The organism is Bacillus sp. FJAT-45066, from assembly GCF_002335755.1.
Lineage (GTDB): Bacteria > Bacillota > Bacilli > Bacillales > Bacillaceae_I > Bacillus_CD > Bacillus_CD alkalisoli.
The window spans coordinates 445,683-463,822 of the sequence record NZ_NISQ01000001.1; the positions used below are offsets into that span (position 1 = coordinate 445,683).

The window sequence follows — 18,140 nt, forward strand, 5'->3', positions numbered from 1 at the left end:
TGTTGGAAAAGGGCAAAGTAGTTAGTAATTAGAGAGGTTAAGACCAATTTTGGATGTGAAAGATTAGAAATTGTCCATAAAAGAGAAATTAAGACCACCTTCAAAGGAGAAAGAGTGGAAAATGTCCATAAAAATGAGATTAAGACCAACTTCAAAGGAGAAAGAGAAGGAAATGTCCATAAAAGTGAAATTAAGACCATCTTCAAAGGAGAAAGAGTGGAAAATGTCCATAAAAGTGAAATTAAGACCATCTTCAAAGGAGAAAGAGAAGGAAATGTCCATATAAAAGAAATCAAAATCATTTTATAAGGAAAAGATTAAGAAATGGTTATTTTAGGTTTTATGACCAAAATCAAAGTGCGAGAATCGTCATCGGTGTCATCTGAAAAATAAAAAACGACCCTAAGCGGATCGTTCTTCATTATGCTGTAGCTACGTTAAGTTTCTTCGCTAAGCGAGATTTTTGACGGTTAGCTGCATTTTTGTGGATTAATCCAGATTGAGCAGCCTTGTCTAAACGTTTTGCAGCTTCTAAGTATGCAGTTTTTGCACCTTCCACATCGTTGTTAGCAACGAATGCTTCTACTTTCTTCACCGCTGTACGCATTGCAGACTTAACTGTTGCGTTTTGAGCACGACGCTTCTCTGTAGTTTTTACACGTTTGATAGCAGATTTAATGTTTGGCATGTATTTCACCTCCATACGTTCTATAACGATCGAGATTATGTTAACTCGATTTATTTACTTATGAGAACAAGTGATATTTTATCAAAATGGACAAGAATATGCAATAGCAAGTCAAGGTAATTTTCTTGAAAGATAAAAATAAATTTACTTAGCCCAACTCTTAAAGTGTGACTTCAAAAGAAAAACAAATGCATGAATAAGGCAAATTTAGGAAACGATAACATTAAAATTTACATAGAGGGGATGGGAACATTCATGAATGAACCTTCCATTGATTTAAGTAAATATGCTATTCGAACAGACTTAGCTGTTGAAGCTGGACAAATGGCTTTAGAAAAACATAATAAAACAGCTCAGCAACCTGCAACATCATTAGAGGGAATCGTTGTTAAGGAAAGAGAAAGTAAAGGAGTTAAGATCACAAACGTTAACATAACCGAAAAAGGTGCGGAAATGACTGGGAAAAAACCAGGAAACTACCTGACGCTAGAAGTGCAAGGTATTCGCCAACAAGATACAGAACTGCAACAAAAAGTAGAAGAAGTTTTTGCTTATGAGTTTAATAAATTCATGGAACAGCTAAATATCCAAAAAGATGCAAGTTGCCTAGTTGTTGGATTAGGTAACTGGAATGTGACACCAGATGCATTAGGGCCAGTTGTTTGTGAAAATTTACTAATTACAAGACATTTGTTTTCTTTACAGCCAGAAGCTGTACAGGATGGCTTTAGATCTGTTAGTTCAATTGTTCCAGGAGTAATGGGGTTAACGGGAATTGAAACGAGCGACATTATTTTCGGTGTCGTAGAAAAGTCAAAACCAGATTTTGTCATAGCTATTGATGCACTGGCAGCACGTTCCATTGAGCGTGTTAACTCTACTATTCAAATTTCTGACACGGGAATTCACCCTGGTTCAGGTGTAGGTAATAAACGAAAAGAAATTAGTAAAGAAACATTAGGAATTCCAGTTATAGCTATTGGTATTCCAACTGTTGTCGATGCTGTTTCGATGGCAAGTGACACGATTGATTTTATATTAAAGCATTTCGGTAGAGAAATGAAAGAAGGCAATCGTCCTTCTCGCGCACTAGCTCCAGCAGGATTGACATTCGGTGAAAAAAGAGTTCTAACAGATGAGGACTTACCTTCAGAAGAGCATCGTCAAAACTTTTTAGGTGTTATAGGAAATTTAGAAGAAGAAGAAAAACGAAAGCTTATTCACGAAGTTCTTTCTCCATTGGGCCATAATCTAATGGTAACGCCAAAAGAAGTAGATGACTTTATTGAAGACATGGCCAATGTTATCGCTAGCGGCTTAAACGCAGCACTTCATGGTGAAGTGGACCAAGATAACGTTGGAGCGTATACACATTAGTTTAAAGTGACTAGTGGTTAGTAGCAAGCTTCTCAGGCATTTGTGAACCACTAATGGCTAACTGCTAATCACTAACCACTAGATTGGACAAGTTGTTCTAATCCTTTTTCTTGTTGCATACATATAGTAGCAACAGATGTAGAAAGGGTGAGAACAACTGCCATGAAAGGCTACCGCACGTCGAACGTCATCGTATCATTCAATGGGACAAGCATAAAAAAAACAATCGTAGCAATAATCGCAGCATTCATCTTCATATTTGCGGTATCAGGTTTGTTAACTTCACTAAAGCCAGAATATAGAATTACATTCTCAGCAGTAAACGAGTTTTCAAAGCGTTTTTCTGGTGAGTCACTTTTATTTATTTTTGGATATGAAAATGCTTATTTTACACAAGGTATGTCAGCGGAAATTAAAAAGCCAAACTATGGTGCAGCCCTGTTTGAGTTGACAACTAGCTTGAATTTAGACGATCCAAGAAGCTTAATTCGAAATGAAATACCTGGATTCCGCCAGTTCGATAGTGAAATTTTAATTGCTGGAGACGGAACTAACTATACAGACATTTCGATTGAATCACCTCCACCATATGAAGTGTTAATGGGGGAAAGGGAAGCAGCCATAGTAAATCTTGACGATATAGAATCGGATAAAGAAGATAATGAATCAACACCTCCTCCACTTTCAACTGGAGATAAAAAAGTAGTTTATATATATAACTCTCATAACTATGAATCATTTTTGCCGTACCTAGACGGGGTGGAAAATCCTGACGATGCTCAACATTCAAAAGTAAATGTAATGCGTTTAGGTGAGAGGTTAAAGGATGAATTGGAATTAAGAGGTGTGGGCTCTCACTTTGAAACAACAGATATTATGGCAATGTTAAAAGAAAACAGATGGCTATATCCACAGTCTTACAGAGCATCTAGAAAAGTTAAGGAAGCGGCAATTCAATCTAATCGTGATTTAAACTATTTTATAGATATTCATCGTGATGGAACTAGAAGAGACTCAACAACGACGAATATAAACGGGGAAGACTATGCAAAGATAATGTTCGTTATTGGTACAAACCATAACGGCTGGGAAAAGAACTTAAAAATTGTAGAACAATTAGATGCTCTCTTAAAAGAAAAATACCCTGGAATAAGCAGGGGGGCACGCCGTCAAGGTGGAGCAGGTAATAACGGAGTATACAACCAAGATTTATCCGAACAATCTATCCTTATTGAAATTGGTGGGGTCGACAACACTTTTGAAGAAATGTATCGCACAGTAGAAGCATTTGCCGATGTATTTAGCGAATTCTACTGGCAAGCAGAAAAAGTAGACAGTAAACCACAAGGAAGTAGTCAGTAACTATTATGAAAAGAGGTGCTAAAAGTATGATGAAAAGGTTTATGTTGAAATGTACATTCATTGCATTTGTTCTATTTCTTGGAGTGCTTTTCGGCATGCAACAAGCAAACATTGGAATGCAGAAAATGAAAGGGTATGAAGACCCAGCGTTTTCTGGGTCAGCTTTTCATGTAGCAAGTGAAGAAGGATTCAAAAGTACATTGCACGGAACTAATGTAACAAGCCAAGATATAAGAGAAAAACAAAAAAAATTAGAAGAAATTAAAACATTTAATGCCTTTTCTTCTATGGGAAAAAAATTAGCTGGTAGTGTATCGGATATGGTTGATAAAGCAATAAAGGATACAACTGATAAGGTAGAAGAGAAAATAACGAATATAAATAGTAAGGAAGAGGGTAGCTGAAAAGCTACTCTTTTTAAATTAGGAAAATGGTTAAAGAGGCTAGTTTACTTTGCTTACTTATAAATTTCATTGAATCTTCACACCCTAATTGCTATAATGAGAAATAGTGTACTTTGCCGAAAATTGTAGGAGTGAAAGTAATGAATAATGAAAAAAGATTAAAGCGTCAGTCCAATATCCGTAACTTTTCGATTATTGCCCATATTGACCACGGGAAATCAACGTTGGCTGACCGTATTTTAGAAAAAACATCTGCGTTAGCACAACGTGAAATGAAAAATCAGTTGTTAGACTCAATGGATTTAGAGCGTGAGCGTGGAATTACAATTAAACTGAACGCAGTCCAATTAAAATATAAAGCAAAAAATGGAGAAGAATATACCTTCCACCTTATTGATACCCCAGGGCATGTAGACTTTACATACGAAGTATCTCGAAGCCTAGCAGCTTGTGAAGGTGCAATTCTCGTAGTCGACGCAGCACAAGGTATCGAAGCACAAACGTTGGCGAACGTTTATCTTGCTTTAGATAATGATCTAGAAATCATGCCTGTAATCAATAAAATCGACTTACCAAGTGCAGAACCCGAGCGAGTTCGTCAGGAAATTGAAGATGTAATTGGCTTAGATGCATCCGATGCTGTTCTTGCGAGTGCAAAATCTGGAATTGGTATTGAAGAGATTCTGGAGCAAGTTGTAGTAAAAATTCCTGCACCAGAGGGTGACCCTGAAGCACCATTAAAAGCGTTAATATTCGACTCTTTATTCGACCCATACCGTGGAGTTGTTGCATACATTCGTGTCGTGGACGGTACAGTTAAAGTTGGCGATAAAATTAGAATGATGGCAACTGGTAAAGAATTCGAAGTGAATGAAGTAGGAGTATTCACTCCTAAGTCACTTATGCTTGACGAGTTAACGGTTGGGGACGTAGGGTTTTTAACAGCGTCCATTAAAAATGTTGGAGATACACGTGTAGGTGATACAATCACAAACGCAAAAAATGGAGCAACAGAGCCGTTACCAGGTTACCGTAAATTAAACCCAATGGTATTCTGCGGACTTTATCCAATTGATTCTGCGAAATTCAATGACTTACGTGATGCCTTAGAAAAATTGGAATTAAATGATTCTGCTCTACAATACGAGCCTGAAACATCGCAAGCATTAGGATTTGGATTCCGCTGTGGTTTCTTAGGACTACTTCACATGGAAATCATCCAAGAGCGTATTGAGCGTGAATTCAATATCGACTTAATTACTACGGCACCTTCCGTAATATATAACGTATTTTTAACAGATGGTTCAGAGCTTAGAGTAGACAACCCGTCTAACATGCCAAATCCTCAATCTATTGATAGAGTAGAAGAGCCATACGTGAAAGCAACGATTATGGTACCAAACGATTATGTTGGTGCAGTAATGGAGCTTTGCCAAGAAAAGCGTGGGAACTTCATAGACATGACGTACCTAGACGATATTCGTGTAAGTGTGGTCTATCATATACCACTTGCAGAAATTGTATATGATTTTTTTGACCAGCTTAAATCGAGCACAAAAGGATATGCTTCTTTTGATTATGAGTTAATTGGATACAAGCCTTCTCACTTAGTGAAGATGGATATTTTATTGAATACTGAACAAGTGGATGCATTGAGCTTTATCGTGCATAGAGATTCTGCATATGAACGTGGGAAGATTATCGTTGAAAAACTAAAAGAACTTATTCCGAGACAACAATTCGAAGTGCCGATTCAAGCTACTATCGGGCAAAAAGTTGTTGCGCGTTCAACCATTAAAGCAATGCGTAAAAACGTACTTGCAAAATGTTACGGTGGAGATATTTCTCGTAAACGTAAACTTCTTGATAAACAAAAAGAAGGAAAAAAGCGTATGAAATCTGTAGGATCTGTAGAAGTACCGCAAGAAGCATTCATGGCAGTACTGAAAATGGACGATACCAACAGTAAAAAATAGAAAACATACCGCAGAATTTCTGCGGTTTTTTCTATATCAACCAATGAAAGTGTGAAAAGAATGCCTAAATCAGCATACTTACATATTCCGTTTTGTCACCATATTTGTCATTACTGTGACTTCAATAAAGTTTTCTTGAAAAATCAGCCAGTAGACGAATACTTAACCTATATGGAAAGAGAAATGGCAAATACGATGCAAAAGTTCCCTGCAAAAGAGCTTGATACCATTTTTGTTGGTGGCGGAACACCGACAGCGTTATCTGTCTCACAATTAGAAGTGTTTCTAACTTCTATTGAAAAACAACTGCCATTCAGCAAAAATAACGTAGAATACACATTTGAAGCAAATCCAGGCGAACTGTCTTTAGAAAAACTACAACTATTAAAACAATTCGGAGTTAATCGTCTTAGCTTTGGAGTGCAAAGTTTTAACGATGACTTGCTTAAGTTCATCGGTCGATCTCACCGTAAACAAGATGTTTACCGCACATTAGAATTGGCGAAACAAGCAGGATTTACGAATATTAGTATTGATCTCATTTATAGCCTCCCTAACCAGACAGTAGAAGACTTTAAAGAAACGCTAAAAGAAGCTTTGTCACTAGAGATGAATCACTATTCCGCATACTCGTTAATAATTGAACCGAAAACAGTATTCTATAACCTAATGAACAAAGGGAAACTACCTCTTCCTACACAAGACGATGAAGCTATGATGTATGATGTGCTCCTTAATGAAATGGAAAAACATAACATTGTTCAATACGAAATAAGTAATTTTGCAAAGCCAGGCTTTGAAAGTAAACATAACTTAACGTATTGGAATAACAATGAATATTACGGATTTGGTGCAGGGGCTCATAGTTATGTTGATGGTGTAAGACGTTCAAATTTTGGTCCATTAAAAAAATACATGGATCAAATAAACGAAACAAACTTCCCTTACAATAATGAACAAAAAGTAACAAAACTAGAACAAATGGAAGAAGAATTGTTTTTAGGATTAAGAAAATCGGATGGTGTATCTATCTCACTTTTTGAAAAAAAATATAACGATTCGATTTTTACTATTTTTGAAAATCCAATAAAAGAGAACTTAAACAAAAGGTACTTAGAGCGAAATAGCGATAATATTTACTTAACAAGAGAAGGTAAGTTTTTAGGGAACGAAGTATTTCAATCTTTCCTTTTCGTATAATTTCCGTTCCTTTTCGTTGACATTGCTATTTCAATTTGGTAATTTATTTATAGAATTAGCACTCGAGTTAAGTGAGTGCTAACAGAGGTGATGTTGAATGCTTACAGAACGTCAGTTGTTAATCTTGCAAGTAATCATTGACGACTTTATCCGCTCTGCGCAACCAATTGGTTCGAGAACATTGTCTAAAAAAGAAGGTATTTCCTTTAGTTCAGCGACAATCCGTAACGAGATGTCTGATTTAGAAGAACTTGGTTTCATCGAGAAACCACACACTTCCTCTGGAAGAGTTCCATCTGAAAAAGGATATCGGTACTATGTGGATCACCTTTTGTCACCTGAACATCTTTCTAAGCAAGATATAACAGAAATTAAGTCGCTTTTTCGAGAACAAATTTTTGAACTTGAAAAAGTTGTACAAAAGTCTGCGCAAATTTTATCGGAATTAACAAAGTATACATCGATTGTGCTAGGGCCAGCTTTCCAACAAAATCGACTCAAACGTCTACAAATCATTCCGATAAGTCAAGATAAAGCAGTCGCCATCATCGTGACAGACACTGGACATGTAGAGAATCGTACGATTACGTTTCCTACATCGATGGACCCGTCTGATTTAGAAAAAATGGTTAACATTTTGAATGAACGCTTAGTAGGGGTGCCGTTAAGTGACCTAATTAATAAGCTATACAAAGAAGTAGCTATCTTACTACGCTCGCATATTAGCAACTATGAAAATGTGATGCAGTCATTAAGCACGACTCTTACAATGGATGAACAAGATAAGATTTTCTTTGGCGGTAAAACAAACATGTTAGCACAACCAGAATTTAATGATATTAATAAAATCCGCTCCCTTTTACTTTTAATCGATCAAGGGAAAGATTTATACCATCACTTAAGGTCGAAAGAAGAAGGAATACAAATTAATATTGGTAGTGAAAACAACATTTCCGGTATGGAAAATTGCAGTCTAATAACGGCAAGCTACTCGTTAGGGCCAAAACAATTAGGAACAATCGCCATTTTAGGCCCTACACGAATGGAATACTCAAGAGTAGTAAGCTTACTACAACTAGTAAGCCATGACCTCTCCAATGCCATGACAAACTTGTATCAAAAAGATTAGCGTTGGAGATATTGTTAAAGGGAATTTAAACAGGCAATGGCGCTATTGAACAATTAGCGCTGCGCCTGATCTTTTAAGGGAGGTGAAACGATTGACTACAAATAAAGACAACGTAACAGTGGAAGAAACAAACGAACAAGAAGTACAAGAAGAAATCATCACTGAAGAATTCACTGAAGAAGTAAAAGAAGCTCCAGTTTCCAATGAAGAAGAAAGTACTTCTGAATTAGAAGAACTTCAATCAAAGTTAAACGAGTCTGAAAACAAATACTTACGTTTACATGCAGACTTTGATAACTTCCGTAGAAGAGTAAGATTAGATCAAGAAGCGACACAAAAATATCGTGCGCAAAACCTTGTAACAGACATCTTACCTGCATTGGATAACTTCGAACGTGCTCTTAAAGTTGATTCGGAAGATGAACAAATTAAAACGTTTCTACAAGGAATGGATATGGTGTACCGCCAGTTAATGGATGCCTTGAAAAACGAAGGTGTTGAAGTAATTGAAGCGGTAGGTCAATCATTCGATCCACACTTACATCAAGCTGTAATGCAAGTGGAGGAAGAAGGAGTAGAACCGAACACTGTCGTGGAAGAGTTCCAAAAAGGATACAAACTTAAAGATCGAGTAATCCGACCTTCCATGGTAAAAGTAAGCCAATAAAGGTTCAGATTAACGACCTACATATAAATTAACATGCAGATTTTAGGAGGAAGACCAAATGAGTAAAATTATCGGTATTGACTTAGGTACAACAAACTCTTGTGTTGCTGTACTTGAAGGCGGCGAAGCAAAAGTAATTCCAAACCCAGAAGGAAACCGTACAACACCTTCCGTTGTAGCGTTTAAAAATGGAGAGCGTCAAGTAGGGGAAGTAGCTAAGCGTCAATCTATTACAAACCCAAACACAATTGCTTCAATTAAACGTCACATGGGTACTGACTATAAAGTGGAAATGGAAGACAAGCAATATTCTCCACAAGAAGTTTCAGCAATTATCTTACAACACTTAAAGAGTTATGCAGAAGACTATCTAGGAGAAAAAGTAACAAAAGCTGTTATTACAGTGCCTGCTTACTTCAATGATGCAGAGCGTCAAGCGACAAAAGACGCTGGTAAAATTGCTGGTTTAGAAGTAGAGCGTATTATTAACGAGCCTACTGCAGCTGCATTAGCATACGGTTTAGATAAAATGGAAGAAGACCAAACAATTCTTGTTTATGACTTAGGTGGCGGTACGTTTGACGTATCTATCCTAGAGTTAGGAGACGGAGTATTCGAAGTTCGTTCAACTGCTGGTGACAACCGTCTAGGTGGAGACGACTTTGACCAAGTTATTATTGATTATTTAGTAACTGAATTCAAAAAAGAAAATGGAATTGATCTTTCTAAAGATAAAATGGCACTTCAACGTTTAAAAGACGCTGCTGAAAAAGCGAAAAAAGATTTATCTGGTGTAACTAGCACTCAAATTTCTTTACCATTCATCACTGCTGGTGAAGCAGGTCCATTACACTTAGAGTTAACATTAACTCGTGCTAAATTCGATGAAATCTCCTCTTCATTAGTAGAGCGTACAATGGGTCCTGTTCGTCAATCATTAAAAGATGCAGGTATTTCTGCTTCTGAACTAGATAAAGTTATTCTTGTTGGTGGATCCACTCGTATTCCAGCAGTACAAGAAGCGATTAAACGTGAAACTGGTAAAGAACCACACAAAGGTGTAAACCCTGATGAAGTAGTTGCACAAGGTGCAGCAATTCAAGGTGGAGTTTTAACTGGTGATGTGAAAGACGTTGTATTACTTGACGTTACATCTTTATCATTAGGTATTGAGACAATGGGTGGAGTTTCTACAAAGCTTATTGACAGAAACACGACAATCCCAACAAGTAAGTCTCAAGTATTCTCAACTGCAGCAGACAATCAAACGGCTGTAGACATTCACGTTCTTCAAGGTGAGCGTCCAATGGCTGCAGATAACAAAACACTAGGTCGTTTCCAATTAGCAGATATTCCACCAGCACCACGCGGAGTACCTCAAATTGAAGTTACATTTGATATCGACAAAAATGGTATCGTTAACGTACGTGCAAAAGACTTAGGCACAAATAAAGAACAAGCAATTACAATTAATACTGCAAGTGCATTAACGGAAGAAGATATCCAACGTATGGTTCGTGAAGCTGAAGAAAATGCAGAAGCAGATAAAAAGCGTAAAGAAGAAGTTGAACTTCGTAACGAAGCTGACCAACTAGTATTCCAAACGGAAAAAACGTTAAAGGATCTAGAAGGTAAAGTGGAAGAAGCAGAAGTGAAAAAAGCAGAAGCTGCAAAAGATGAGTTAAAAGCTGCTATCGAAAAGAACGACCTAGAAGAAATTCGCACAAAGAAAGATGCTCTTCAAGAAATCGTTCAACAGCTTACAATGAAACTTTACGAGCAAGCTGCACAAGCTCAGCAAGCAGCTCAAGGTGCTGAAGGAGCACAACAAGGTTCAACTAACCAAGACGACAACGTTGTAGACGCTGAATACGAAGAAGTAAACGACGACAAGAAGTAAGATATAAAATAAAGAAAGTCAAAGTGTGTCTTTGGCTTTCTTTTTAATGTGAATAAAGGAAAACGTACAAAATATTAAAGCATAAACTATCATTGTGGAATCAAATACTTTTATTGCAAAGTCTATTTAGTAGATGATACAATTACCTTTATGTGAATAAAACGGGAGTGGGTATGAATGAGTAAACGTGATTACTATGAAGTACTCGGCGTTAGTAAAGGCGCTTCAAAAGACGAGATAAAAAAATCGTATAGAAAGCTATCGAAACAATATCATCCAGATATTAATTCAGCGCCAGATGCTGCAGACAAATTTAAAGAAATAAAAGAAGCATACGAAGTATTGAGCGACGATCAAAAGCGTTCGCACTACGACCAATTCGGTCATACTGACCCTAATCAAGGATTCGGTGGTTTTGGTGGTGGAGCAGGTGGCTTCGGTGGCTTTGAAGATATTTTCGAAACATTTTTCGGTGGCGGTGGTGGTAGACGTCGCGATCCGAACGCACCTCGCCAAGGAGCAGATTTACAATATACAATGACGCTTTCTTTTGAAGAAGCAGCTTTCGGAAAAGAAACAGACATTGAGATTCCAAGAGAAGAGTCATGTGATACATGTAGCGGTACAGGAGCCAAACCTGGTACGAAGGTAGAAACATGTTCACATTGTCGTGGAACGGGGCAAGAAAGTATTGAACAAAACACGCCATTTGGACGAATTGTTAATAAAAGAACTTGTAGTAAATGTCAAGGGACAGGTAAATCTATACCGCAAAAATGTTCGTCATGTCATGGTGCAGGTAGAATTAAAAAACGTAATACAATTAACGTGAAAATCCCTGCAGGTATTGATGATGGTCAACAACTACGCATCTCCGGTAAAGGGGAAGCAGGTATTAACGGTGGACCTCCGGGAGATCTATATATTGTTTTCCACGTACGCTCACATGAATTTTTCGAGCGTGATGGCGATGATATTTATTGCGAAATGCCGATTACCTTTGCACAAGCAGCTCTAGGTGACGAAGTTGAAGTACCAACACTTTCAGGAAAAGTAAAGCTAAAAGTTCCAGCTGGTACACAAACTGGTACGAACTTCCGTCTAAAAGGAAAAGGTGTTGCAAACGTAAGAGGTTATGGACATGGTGACCAACATATTAAAATTAGAGTGATTACTCCTACGAAATTAACTGAAAAGCAAAAGCAATTATTAAGAGAATTTGCTGATATTAGTGGTCAAACGCCGGATGAACAAGACGCTGGATTTTTTGCGAAAGTAAAACGTGCCTTTAAAGGTGAATAAGAAAGGATTGAGTTGGTAGATGAAATGGTCTGAAATTAGCATCCATACAACAAATGAAGCGGTAGAACCTATTTCCAACATATTACACGAGGCAGGTGCAAGTGGAGTCGTTATTGAGGACTTATTGGACTTAACAAAAGAGCGTGAAGATATGTTTGGAGAAATCTATCAACTTGATCCTAAAGACTATCCAAATGAAGGTGTCATCATTAAAGCTTACTTACCAGTCAACAGTTTTCTTGGAGAAACAGTCGACGGCATTAAAGAAGCAATCAATAATTTACTTGTATTTGATATTGATCTTGGTTTAAATGAAATTTCTATTAGCGAAGTTAATGAAGAAGAGTGGGCAACTGCTTGGAAAAAGTATTATAACCCGGTAAAAATCTCTGAAAAATTCACTATCGTTCCTACATGGGAAACTTACGAGCCTGTAAGCTCTGATGAGAAAATTATTGAACTTGACCCAGGGATGGCGTTTGGTACTGGTACTCACCCTACAACAGTGTTATGTATTCAAGCATTAGAAAGAACCGTGCAAGATCAAGATAAAGTAATTGATGTTGGTACTGGATCTGGTGTTTTAAGTATTGCGGCAGCTATGTTAGGTGCTCAGGATGTACAAGCACTAGATCTGGATGAAATAGCGGTAGAAGCGGCCAAACTTAACATAAAGCTAAACAAAGTTCATTCAGTTGTTACAGTTAAACAAAATAACTTACTAAACAATGTTGAAGGACCTGTTAACGTTGTTGTTGCCAATATTTTAGCAGAAGTTATTTTACGCTTCACAGATAAAGTATTCGAAGTATTAGAACCAGGAGGAACATTTATCTCTTCCGGTATCATTGCGACGAAAAAACAAGAAGTAAAAGATAGTCTATTAAAAGCAGGCTTTGTCATCGAAGAAACAATGATGATGGAAGACTGGGTTGCTTTTATTGCTAGAAAGAAATAAATATAGGCAATGTTAAAGTTAAGTGTTGATATTTAATAACTTCTAGCTGTTGATTTCCGTGCAAGGCGGAGACTCCTGCGGGAGAAGCGGGGAACGGGAGACCCCACAGACGCGAATGCGTAGAGGAGGCTCCCGGCCCGCCCGCGGAAAGCGAAGCCTTGCACGGAAATCAACAGCGGTTTATATCACAACCAATCTTAAATAAACTTTCAAGGGCGTGTATTTGATGCAACGTTATTTTGTAAACAAACAACAAATAAATGAACAAACTATTTCAATTATTGGAGATGATGTTCATCATATTACACGCGTTTTACGAATGAGTGAAGGTGACGAAATCTTATGTAGTTGCCAAGAAACAAAAAGAACAGCTCATTGTAAAATTGCTGAAATTTCCAATGAACAAATAACAGCTCATGTTGTAAAATGGATAGAGGCAAATTCAGAATTACCAGTGAAGGTCACGATTGCGAGCGGGTTGCCTAAAGGGGATAAACTAGAATTGATTATCCAAAAAGGTACAGAACTAGGAGCTGAAAGCTTTATCCCTTTTAATGCTGCTCGTTCTATTGTAAAGTGGGATGAAAAAAAGGCAGGCAAAAAAGTAGAACGTTGGGAGAAAATCGCGAAAGAAGCTGCAGAGCAATCACGTCGCGTGACAATTCCTACAATTAACGCCCCTTTTAGCTTTAAACAATTATGTGATGTTAGCACACAATACGATAAAAAAATCGTTGCATATGAAGAAGAAGCAAAACGTGGAGAGAAATCGGCATTTGCAAAAGTTCTTTCTGAAATGAAAGCAAACGAATCAGTTCTTATTGTTTTTGGACCAGAAGGCGGTCTTACAGAAAAAGAAGTAGGAGTGTTAACGGAACTTGACTTCGTTAGCTGTTCTTTTGGCCCGAGAATTTTACGTACAGAAACGGCTCCATTATACGGACTTGCCGCTATTTCTTACCATTTTGAATTAATGTGAGGTGAATTCAATGGCTACTGTAGCATTTCATACATTAGGATGTAAAGTAAACCATTACGAGACAGAAGCAATATGGCAGCTATTTAAAGCAGATAGCTATGATCGAGTAGAATTTGAAATTCAAGCAGATGTATATGTCATTAATACTTGTACAGTAACGAATACTGGAGATAAAAAAAGTCGTCAAGTGATTCGTAGAGCTATACGTAAAAACCCTGATGCAGTCATATGTGTAACTGGTTGTTATGCACAAACATCTCCTGCAGAAATATTGGCAATTCCAGGCGTTGATATTGTAGTCGGTACACAAGACCGTACAAAGATGCTCGAGTATATTGAACAATACAAACAAGAACGTCAACCGATAAATGGTGTAGGGAATATTATGAAAGCTCGTGTATACGAGGAATTAGATGTACCTGCATTTACGGACCGTACACGCGCTTCTTTAAAAATACAAGAAGGTTGTAACAACTTCTGTACGTTCTGTATTATTCCTTGGGCACGTGGTTTAATGCGTTCTCGTGATCCTAAAGAGGTAATTGCTCAAGCTCAACAATTAGTAGATGCTGGCTACAAAGAGATTGTTTTAACAGGTATTCACACAGGCGGATACGGTGAAGACATGAAGGACTACAATTTGGCAATGTTACTTCGTGATTTAGACGAGCAAGTGAAAGGTTTAAAACGTATTCGTATTTCCTCTATTGAAGCAAGTCAAATTACCGACGAAGTAATTGAAGTATTAAAGTCTTCGGATAAAGTGGTACGTCACTTACATGTGCCTTTACAGTCAGGATCAAATACGGTGTTAAAACGTATGAGACGTAAATATACGATGGAATTCTTTGGTGAAAGATTAGACCGCTTAAAAGAAGCACTTCCTGGACTTGCTGTAACATCCGATGTTATAGTTGGATTCCCTGGTGAGACTGAAGAAGAATTCATAGAAACGTACAATTTTATTAAAGAACACCAATTCTCAGAACTACATGTTTTCCCTTATTCAAAACGTACAGGTACTCCGGCAGCACGCATGGAAGATCAAGTAGACGAAGAAGTGAAAAATGAACGCGTACATCGCTTAATTGCATTATCTGATCAATTGGCGAAAGAATATGCATCTAACTTTGAGAACCAAGTGTTAGAAGTAATTCCAGAAGAAGAGTACAAAGAAAAACCAAACAGTGGTTTATATGTAGGATATACAGATAACTACTTAAAAGTTGTATTAGAAGCTACTGAAGAAATGGTAGGTAAACTAGTACGAGTTAAAATTACGAAAGCAGGCTATCCATTTAATGAGGGCCAATTTGTCCGCGTAATGGATGACGAAGATGAAACGGTACAAGAGAGTGTAAAATTAACTTCATAATGATAACAGATTAAAGTGTCCAATTTTTATTGGGCACTTTTTTACATTGTGGGTTAATTTGCATTTTTATCAATTAATTGTTACATGATGAGCTAAATAACAAAACATATATCGTGGAAAACTTTAAAAAGGTTATACATTTTAGTACTACACAAATTAAGTAGGACATGTTATGATGTTAGAGGTCAGACGACTTAACATATATTTTCGGTAACACGGAAGGAGAAACAAATTATGAATGAAGCAGTAGCAAATATAATAGATCATACAATACTTAAAGCGGATACAAAAAAAGAGCAAATTGAAAAAGTATGCCTAGAAGCAAAAGAATATAACTTTGCATCTGTATGTGTTAACCCTACTTGGGTAAAATTGAGTGCAGAACTTTTGAAAGATAGTGGTGTACAAGTTTGTACTGTAATTGGTTTTCCATTAGGAGCTAATACGCCAGAAGTAAAAGCGTTTGAAACAACAAATGCAATTGACAATGGTGCAACAGAAGTAGACATGGTTATTAATATAGGTGCTCTAAAAGATAAAGATGATGAGCTAGTTGAGCGTGACATCCTTGCAGTTGTAGATGCTGCTAAAGGCCGTGCATTAACAAAAGTAATTATAGAGACTTGCCTATTAAACGAGGAAGAAATCGTTCGTGCTTGTAAGTTATCGGTAAAAGCTGGTGTTGATTACGTGAAAACATCTACTGGTTTCTCTACTGGTGGAGCAACAGTTAAGGACGTTTCATTAATGCGTCAAACAGTAGGCCCGGAAATTGGAGTGAAAGCTTCAGGTGGAGTTCGGGACGCAAAAGGAGCACAAGAAATTATTGCAGCTGGAGCATCACGCATTGGAGCTAGCGCAAGTATTGCGATTGTAACAGGCGAAACATCTGATAGTGATTATTAATATTCAAAAAATCCTGTAGGAGTTCCTGCAGGATTTTTTACGTTTTATGAACTTTAAGGATAAAGCTAGCGAACTGTTTTACAAAAGGTAAAACAACAATTGAACAAAGTACATTAAAGATGACGCTAGAGTGTGCAAGTTGCAAATCAGGACTTGATGTGAGCCCGCTAACAAGACTGCTTAAATAAGGAATCAGGGGGATAAAAAGCAAAACTCCTCCTACGTTTAACCAAATGTGAGCATAAGCAGCCAATCTTGCCTCTCTCAAACCACCCATACTCGCTAGAAAAGCCGTAACACAAGTTCCAATGTTAGCTCCAAGCATAATGGCTATTCCTGTCTGGATGGTTAGAACATCGTTATTTAAAAAACTCATACTTATTCCTGTAGTGGCTGTACTAGATTGTATAATAGCAGTAAGAATAGTACCGAGTAGAACACCCATAACATATTGTTCATTTGTCCATATAAGTAAGTTTTCCACAGCTGGGATGATAGAAAGTGGCAAGGCTAAAGTTTCAAAACCATTCATCGCAACAAACAAGCAGCCTAGACCAAACATAGTGGCGCCTATACTAAATAATATTTTTTTATTCATAAGCATAACAAATGCACCAATAATTAAAAGAGGTACAACGAACTCTTCTATCCGAAATGTAATCAATTCTGCTGTAATAGTTGTTCCGATATTCGAACCTAACATAATGCCTATAGACTGATAAAAGCTTAAATAGCCGGCTGCAACTAAACCAATCGTAATTACCATTACCGCCGAACTACTTTGTAATACCGCGGTAATCAGAGCACCTGCAACTAATCCTTTAAGAGGATGATTTGTAAACTTTAGTATATATGTTTTTAGCTTATCTTCAGATAAATGAGATAAACCTGTCCGCATTACGGTCATGCCGAACAAAAAAATTGCTAAATAAACTGCAAATAACGTTATAATGGAAAACAAAGCAACCACCTCTTTAAGAATATATGGTAAGAGGTGGACAAGAATGACAAAAATATAAGGGGATTTGTATGAGGACTTTTACGAATAAAACAGTGATGCATAGTTATCCTGGTATGGTGGCACTAGTCACAGCTACATGGGAAGGAAAAACAAATGTTATGTCTGCTGGTTGGCACACTTACATTTCATATGAACCATCCATTTATGGCGTAGCAATAGCAAAAGAAAGATATACCCATCATTTAATTGAAGGATCAAAAGAGTTTGCGGTAAACTTTGTTTCGGCTCAATATGCTCATTATATTCAGCATTTTGGTAGTAATAGTGGAAAAGATGAAAATAAATTTGAGGCTGTCGGGGCAAACTATGAAAAAGGTAAAACCGTACGAGCACCTATATTAAATAATGCTTATGTAGCATACGAATGTAAAGTGATGGACCAACAAACATATGGTGACCACGATTTCTTCGTTGGCGAAATAACAGGGTTTCATAAAGATGAAAACCTGTTTCAACCAAACGGTTTACCCAACTTTAATGAAATTTCTATACCACTGTATTTAGGCAGATCGCAATACTTAATTGGAAATAAGCAAAGCGAGATTATCGACTTATATAATAGTGATAAACGGGAAACATCTTGATAATTGTTGACCTCTCTTAGTGAATATATTATAATTGCTAAGTACATGTTCTATACATGTTTTTTGGCGTGTAGGAATATGTTGTTGAAAATGTTAGTGGTTGTTCTGGAGGGAGGGAAACAGAATGTCTAAAACTGTTGTTCGTAAAAACGAATCTTTAGAAGATGCTCTTCGCCGCTTCAAACGATCAGTTTCTAAAACTGGAACGTTACAAGAAGCTAGAAAGCGCGAATTCTATGAAAAGCCTAGCGTAAGACGTAAGAAAAAGTCTGAAGCTGCTAGAAAGCGTAAATGGTAAAAAGAGGGTGTAAG

At 37.2% G+C, this 18,140-nt stretch carries 18 protein-coding genes; 16 read left to right on the plus strand and 2 right to left on the minus strand.

The window, feature by feature from the left end:
* Window positions 1-121: 121 nt before the first annotated feature.
* The gene (locus CDZ92_RS19790) at window positions 122-286 is read left to right on the plus strand and encodes a hypothetical protein (protein ID WP_176483690.1); all 165 of its coding nucleotides are present in this window, start codon (window positions 122-124) and stop codon (window positions 284-286) included.
* A gap of 135 nt (window positions 287-421) precedes the next feature.
* Here the strand turns inward: CDZ92_RS19790 and rpsT are convergent, their stop codons facing one another.
* Window positions 422-688, minus strand: a complete 267-nt coding sequence (rpsT, locus tag CDZ92_RS02205) for a 30S ribosomal protein S20 (protein WP_096153328.1) — start codon at window positions 686-688, stop codon at window positions 422-424.
* Window positions 689-943: 255 nt separating this feature from the next.
* Here rpsT and gpr point away from each other — a divergent pair, with 255 nt between their 5' ends.
* The 13 genes from gpr (at window position 944) to deoC (ending at window position 16,223) form a co-directional block, all read left to right on the plus strand.
* Entirely contained in the window at window positions 944-2,065 is a 1,122-nt protein-coding gene (gene gpr / locus CDZ92_RS02210; protein ID WP_096153329.1) for a GPR endopeptidase, read from the plus strand.
* A 162-nt stretch (window positions 2,066-2,227) separates the two neighbouring features.
* A complete protein-coding gene (spoIIP, locus tag CDZ92_RS02215) occupies window positions 2,228-3,427 on the plus strand; it encodes a stage II sporulation protein P (RefSeq protein ID WP_096153330.1) in 1,200 nt (399 codons plus the stop codon).
* A gap of 26 nt (window positions 3,428-3,453) precedes the next feature.
* The gene (locus CDZ92_RS02220; protein ID WP_255249765.1) at window positions 3,454-3,831 is read left to right on the plus strand and encodes a DUF3679 domain-containing protein; all 378 of its coding nucleotides are present in this window, start codon (window positions 3,454-3,456) and stop codon (window positions 3,829-3,831) included.
* A 140-nt stretch (window positions 3,832-3,971) separates the two neighbouring features.
* Window positions 3,972-5,807 carry a translation elongation factor 4 gene (gene lepA, locus CDZ92_RS02225; protein ID WP_096153331.1) on the plus strand — a complete coding sequence of 612 codons (1,836 nt, stop codon included), beginning with the start codon at window positions 3,972-3,974 and terminating at the stop codon, window positions 5,805-5,807.
* Between the two features lie 60 nt (window positions 5,808-5,867).
* The gene (gene hemW, locus CDZ92_RS02230) at window positions 5,868-7,007 is read left to right on the plus strand and encodes a radical SAM family heme chaperone HemW (protein ID WP_096153332.1); all 1,140 of its coding nucleotides are present in this window, start codon (window positions 5,868-5,870) and stop codon (window positions 7,005-7,007) included.
* Between the two features lie 97 nt (window positions 7,008-7,104).
* A complete protein-coding gene (hrcA, locus tag CDZ92_RS02235) occupies window positions 7,105-8,136 on the plus strand; it encodes a heat-inducible transcriptional repressor HrcA (protein WP_096153333.1) in 1,032 nt (343 codons plus the stop codon).
* Window positions 8,137-8,227: 91 nt separating this feature from the next.
* A complete protein-coding gene (gene grpE, locus CDZ92_RS02240; protein ID WP_141395189.1) occupies window positions 8,228-8,803 on the plus strand; it encodes a nucleotide exchange factor GrpE in 576 nt (191 codons plus the stop codon).
* Window positions 8,804-8,861: 58 nt separating this feature from the next.
* On the plus strand, window positions 8,862-10,703 hold the full coding sequence (dnaK, locus tag CDZ92_RS02245; protein WP_096153335.1) for a molecular chaperone DnaK: 1,842 nt from the start codon (window positions 8,862-8,864) through the stop codon (window positions 10,701-10,703).
* Between the two features lie 177 nt (window positions 10,704-10,880).
* Window positions 10,881-12,005, plus strand: a complete 1,125-nt coding sequence (gene dnaJ, locus CDZ92_RS02250; protein WP_096153336.1) for a molecular chaperone DnaJ — start codon at window positions 10,881-10,883, stop codon at window positions 12,003-12,005.
* A gap of 19 nt (window positions 12,006-12,024) precedes the next feature.
* Complete coding sequence (gene prmA, locus CDZ92_RS02255; RefSeq protein WP_096153337.1) at window positions 12,025-12,963, plus strand: 50S ribosomal protein L11 methyltransferase; 939 nt, start codon at window positions 12,025-12,027, stop codon at window positions 12,961-12,963.
* 226 nt (window positions 12,964-13,189) lie between these two features.
* Window positions 13,190-13,942 (plus strand): 16S rRNA (uracil(1498)-N(3))-methyltransferase, encoded by a 753-nt coding sequence (locus CDZ92_RS02260; RefSeq protein ID WP_096153338.1) that lies wholly within the window; start codon window positions 13,190-13,192, stop codon window positions 13,940-13,942.
* A gap of 10 nt (window positions 13,943-13,952) precedes the next feature.
* Window positions 13,953-15,317 carry a tRNA (N(6)-L-threonylcarbamoyladenosine(37)-C(2))-methylthiotransferase MtaB gene (gene mtaB, locus CDZ92_RS02265; RefSeq protein ID WP_096153339.1) on the plus strand — a complete coding sequence of 455 codons (1,365 nt, stop codon included), beginning with the start codon at window positions 13,953-13,955 and terminating at the stop codon, window positions 15,315-15,317.
* A gap of 234 nt (window positions 15,318-15,551) precedes the next feature.
* Window positions 15,552-16,223: a deoxyribose-phosphate aldolase gene (gene deoC, locus CDZ92_RS02270; protein ID WP_096153340.1), complete on the plus strand. Its 672-nt coding sequence runs from the start codon at window positions 15,552-15,554 to the stop codon at window positions 16,221-16,223.
* 37 nt (window positions 16,224-16,260) lie between these two features.
* Here deoC and CDZ92_RS02275 read toward each other — a convergent pair whose 3' ends face one another.
* Window positions 16,261-17,193: a Na/Pi symporter gene (locus tag CDZ92_RS02275; protein ID WP_319830029.1), complete on the minus strand. Its 933-nt coding sequence runs from the start codon at window positions 17,191-17,193 to the stop codon at window positions 16,261-16,263.
* 59 nt (window positions 17,194-17,252) lie between these two features.
* On the opposite strand from CDZ92_RS02275, the gene CDZ92_RS02280 reads away from it, so the two are divergent.
* Both CDZ92_RS02280 and rpsU read left to right on the plus strand, forming a co-directional pair.
* Window positions 17,253-17,828: a flavin reductase family protein gene (locus tag CDZ92_RS02280; protein WP_096153342.1), complete on the plus strand. Its 576-nt coding sequence runs from the start codon at window positions 17,253-17,255 to the stop codon at window positions 17,826-17,828.
* 124 nt (window positions 17,829-17,952) lie between these two features.
* Window positions 17,953-18,126, plus strand: coding sequence for a 30S ribosomal protein S21 (gene rpsU, locus CDZ92_RS02285; protein ID WP_019242644.1), 174 nt, complete (start codon window positions 17,953-17,955; stop codon window positions 18,124-18,126).
* The last annotated feature ends 14 nt before the right edge of the window (window positions 18,127-18,140 follow it).

Excerpts from the sequence above, each read along its gene's own strand:
- hemW (WP_096153332.1), top strand. The coding sequence starts at position 5,868 with ATGCCTAAATCAGCATACTTACATATTCCGTTTTGTCACCATATTTGT.
- rpsU (WP_019242644.1), top strand. The coding sequence starts at position 17,953 with ATGTCTAAAACTGTTGTTCGTAAAAACGAATCTTTAGAAGATGCTCTT.
- CDZ92_RS19790 (WP_176483690.1), top strand. The coding sequence starts at position 122 with ATGTCCATAAAAATGAGATTAAGACCAACTTCAAAGGAGAAAGAGAAG.
- rpsT (WP_096153328.1), bottom strand. The coding sequence starts at position 688 with ATGCCAAACATTAAATCTGCTATCAAACGTGTAAAAACTACAGAGAAG.
- dnaK (WP_096153335.1), top strand. The coding sequence starts at position 8,862 with ATGAGTAAAATTATCGGTATTGACTTAGGTACAACAAACTCTTGTGTT.
- gpr (WP_096153329.1), top strand. The coding sequence starts at position 944 with ATGAATGAACCTTCCATTGATTTAAGTAAATATGCTATTCGAACAGAC.
- CDZ92_RS02220 (WP_255249765.1), top strand. The coding sequence starts at position 3,454 with ATGATGAAAAGGTTTATGTTGAAATGTACATTCATTGCATTTGTTCTA.
- deoC (WP_096153340.1), top strand. The coding sequence starts at position 15,552 with ATGAATGAAGCAGTAGCAAATATAATAGATCATACAATACTTAAAGCG.
- prmA (WP_096153337.1), top strand. The coding sequence starts at position 12,025 with ATGAAATGGTCTGAAATTAGCATCCATACAACAAATGAAGCGGTAGAA.
- CDZ92_RS02280 (WP_096153342.1), top strand. The coding sequence starts at position 17,253 with ATGAGGACTTTTACGAATAAAACAGTGATGCATAGTTATCCTGGTATG.
- hrcA (WP_096153333.1), top strand. The coding sequence starts at position 7,105 with ATGCTTACAGAACGTCAGTTGTTAATCTTGCAAGTAATCATTGACGAC.
- CDZ92_RS02260 (WP_096153338.1), top strand. The coding sequence starts at position 13,190 with ATGCAACGTTATTTTGTAAACAAACAACAAATAAATGAACAAACTATT.
- spoIIP (WP_096153330.1), top strand. The coding sequence starts at position 2,228 with ATGAAAGGCTACCGCACGTCGAACGTCATCGTATCATTCAATGGGACA.
- dnaJ (WP_096153336.1), top strand. The coding sequence starts at position 10,881 with ATGAGTAAACGTGATTACTATGAAGTACTCGGCGTTAGTAAAGGCGCT.
- lepA (WP_096153331.1), top strand. The coding sequence starts at position 3,972 with ATGAATAATGAAAAAAGATTAAAGCGTCAGTCCAATATCCGTAACTTT.
- mtaB (WP_096153339.1), top strand. The coding sequence starts at position 13,953 with ATGGCTACTGTAGCATTTCATACATTAGGATGTAAAGTAAACCATTAC.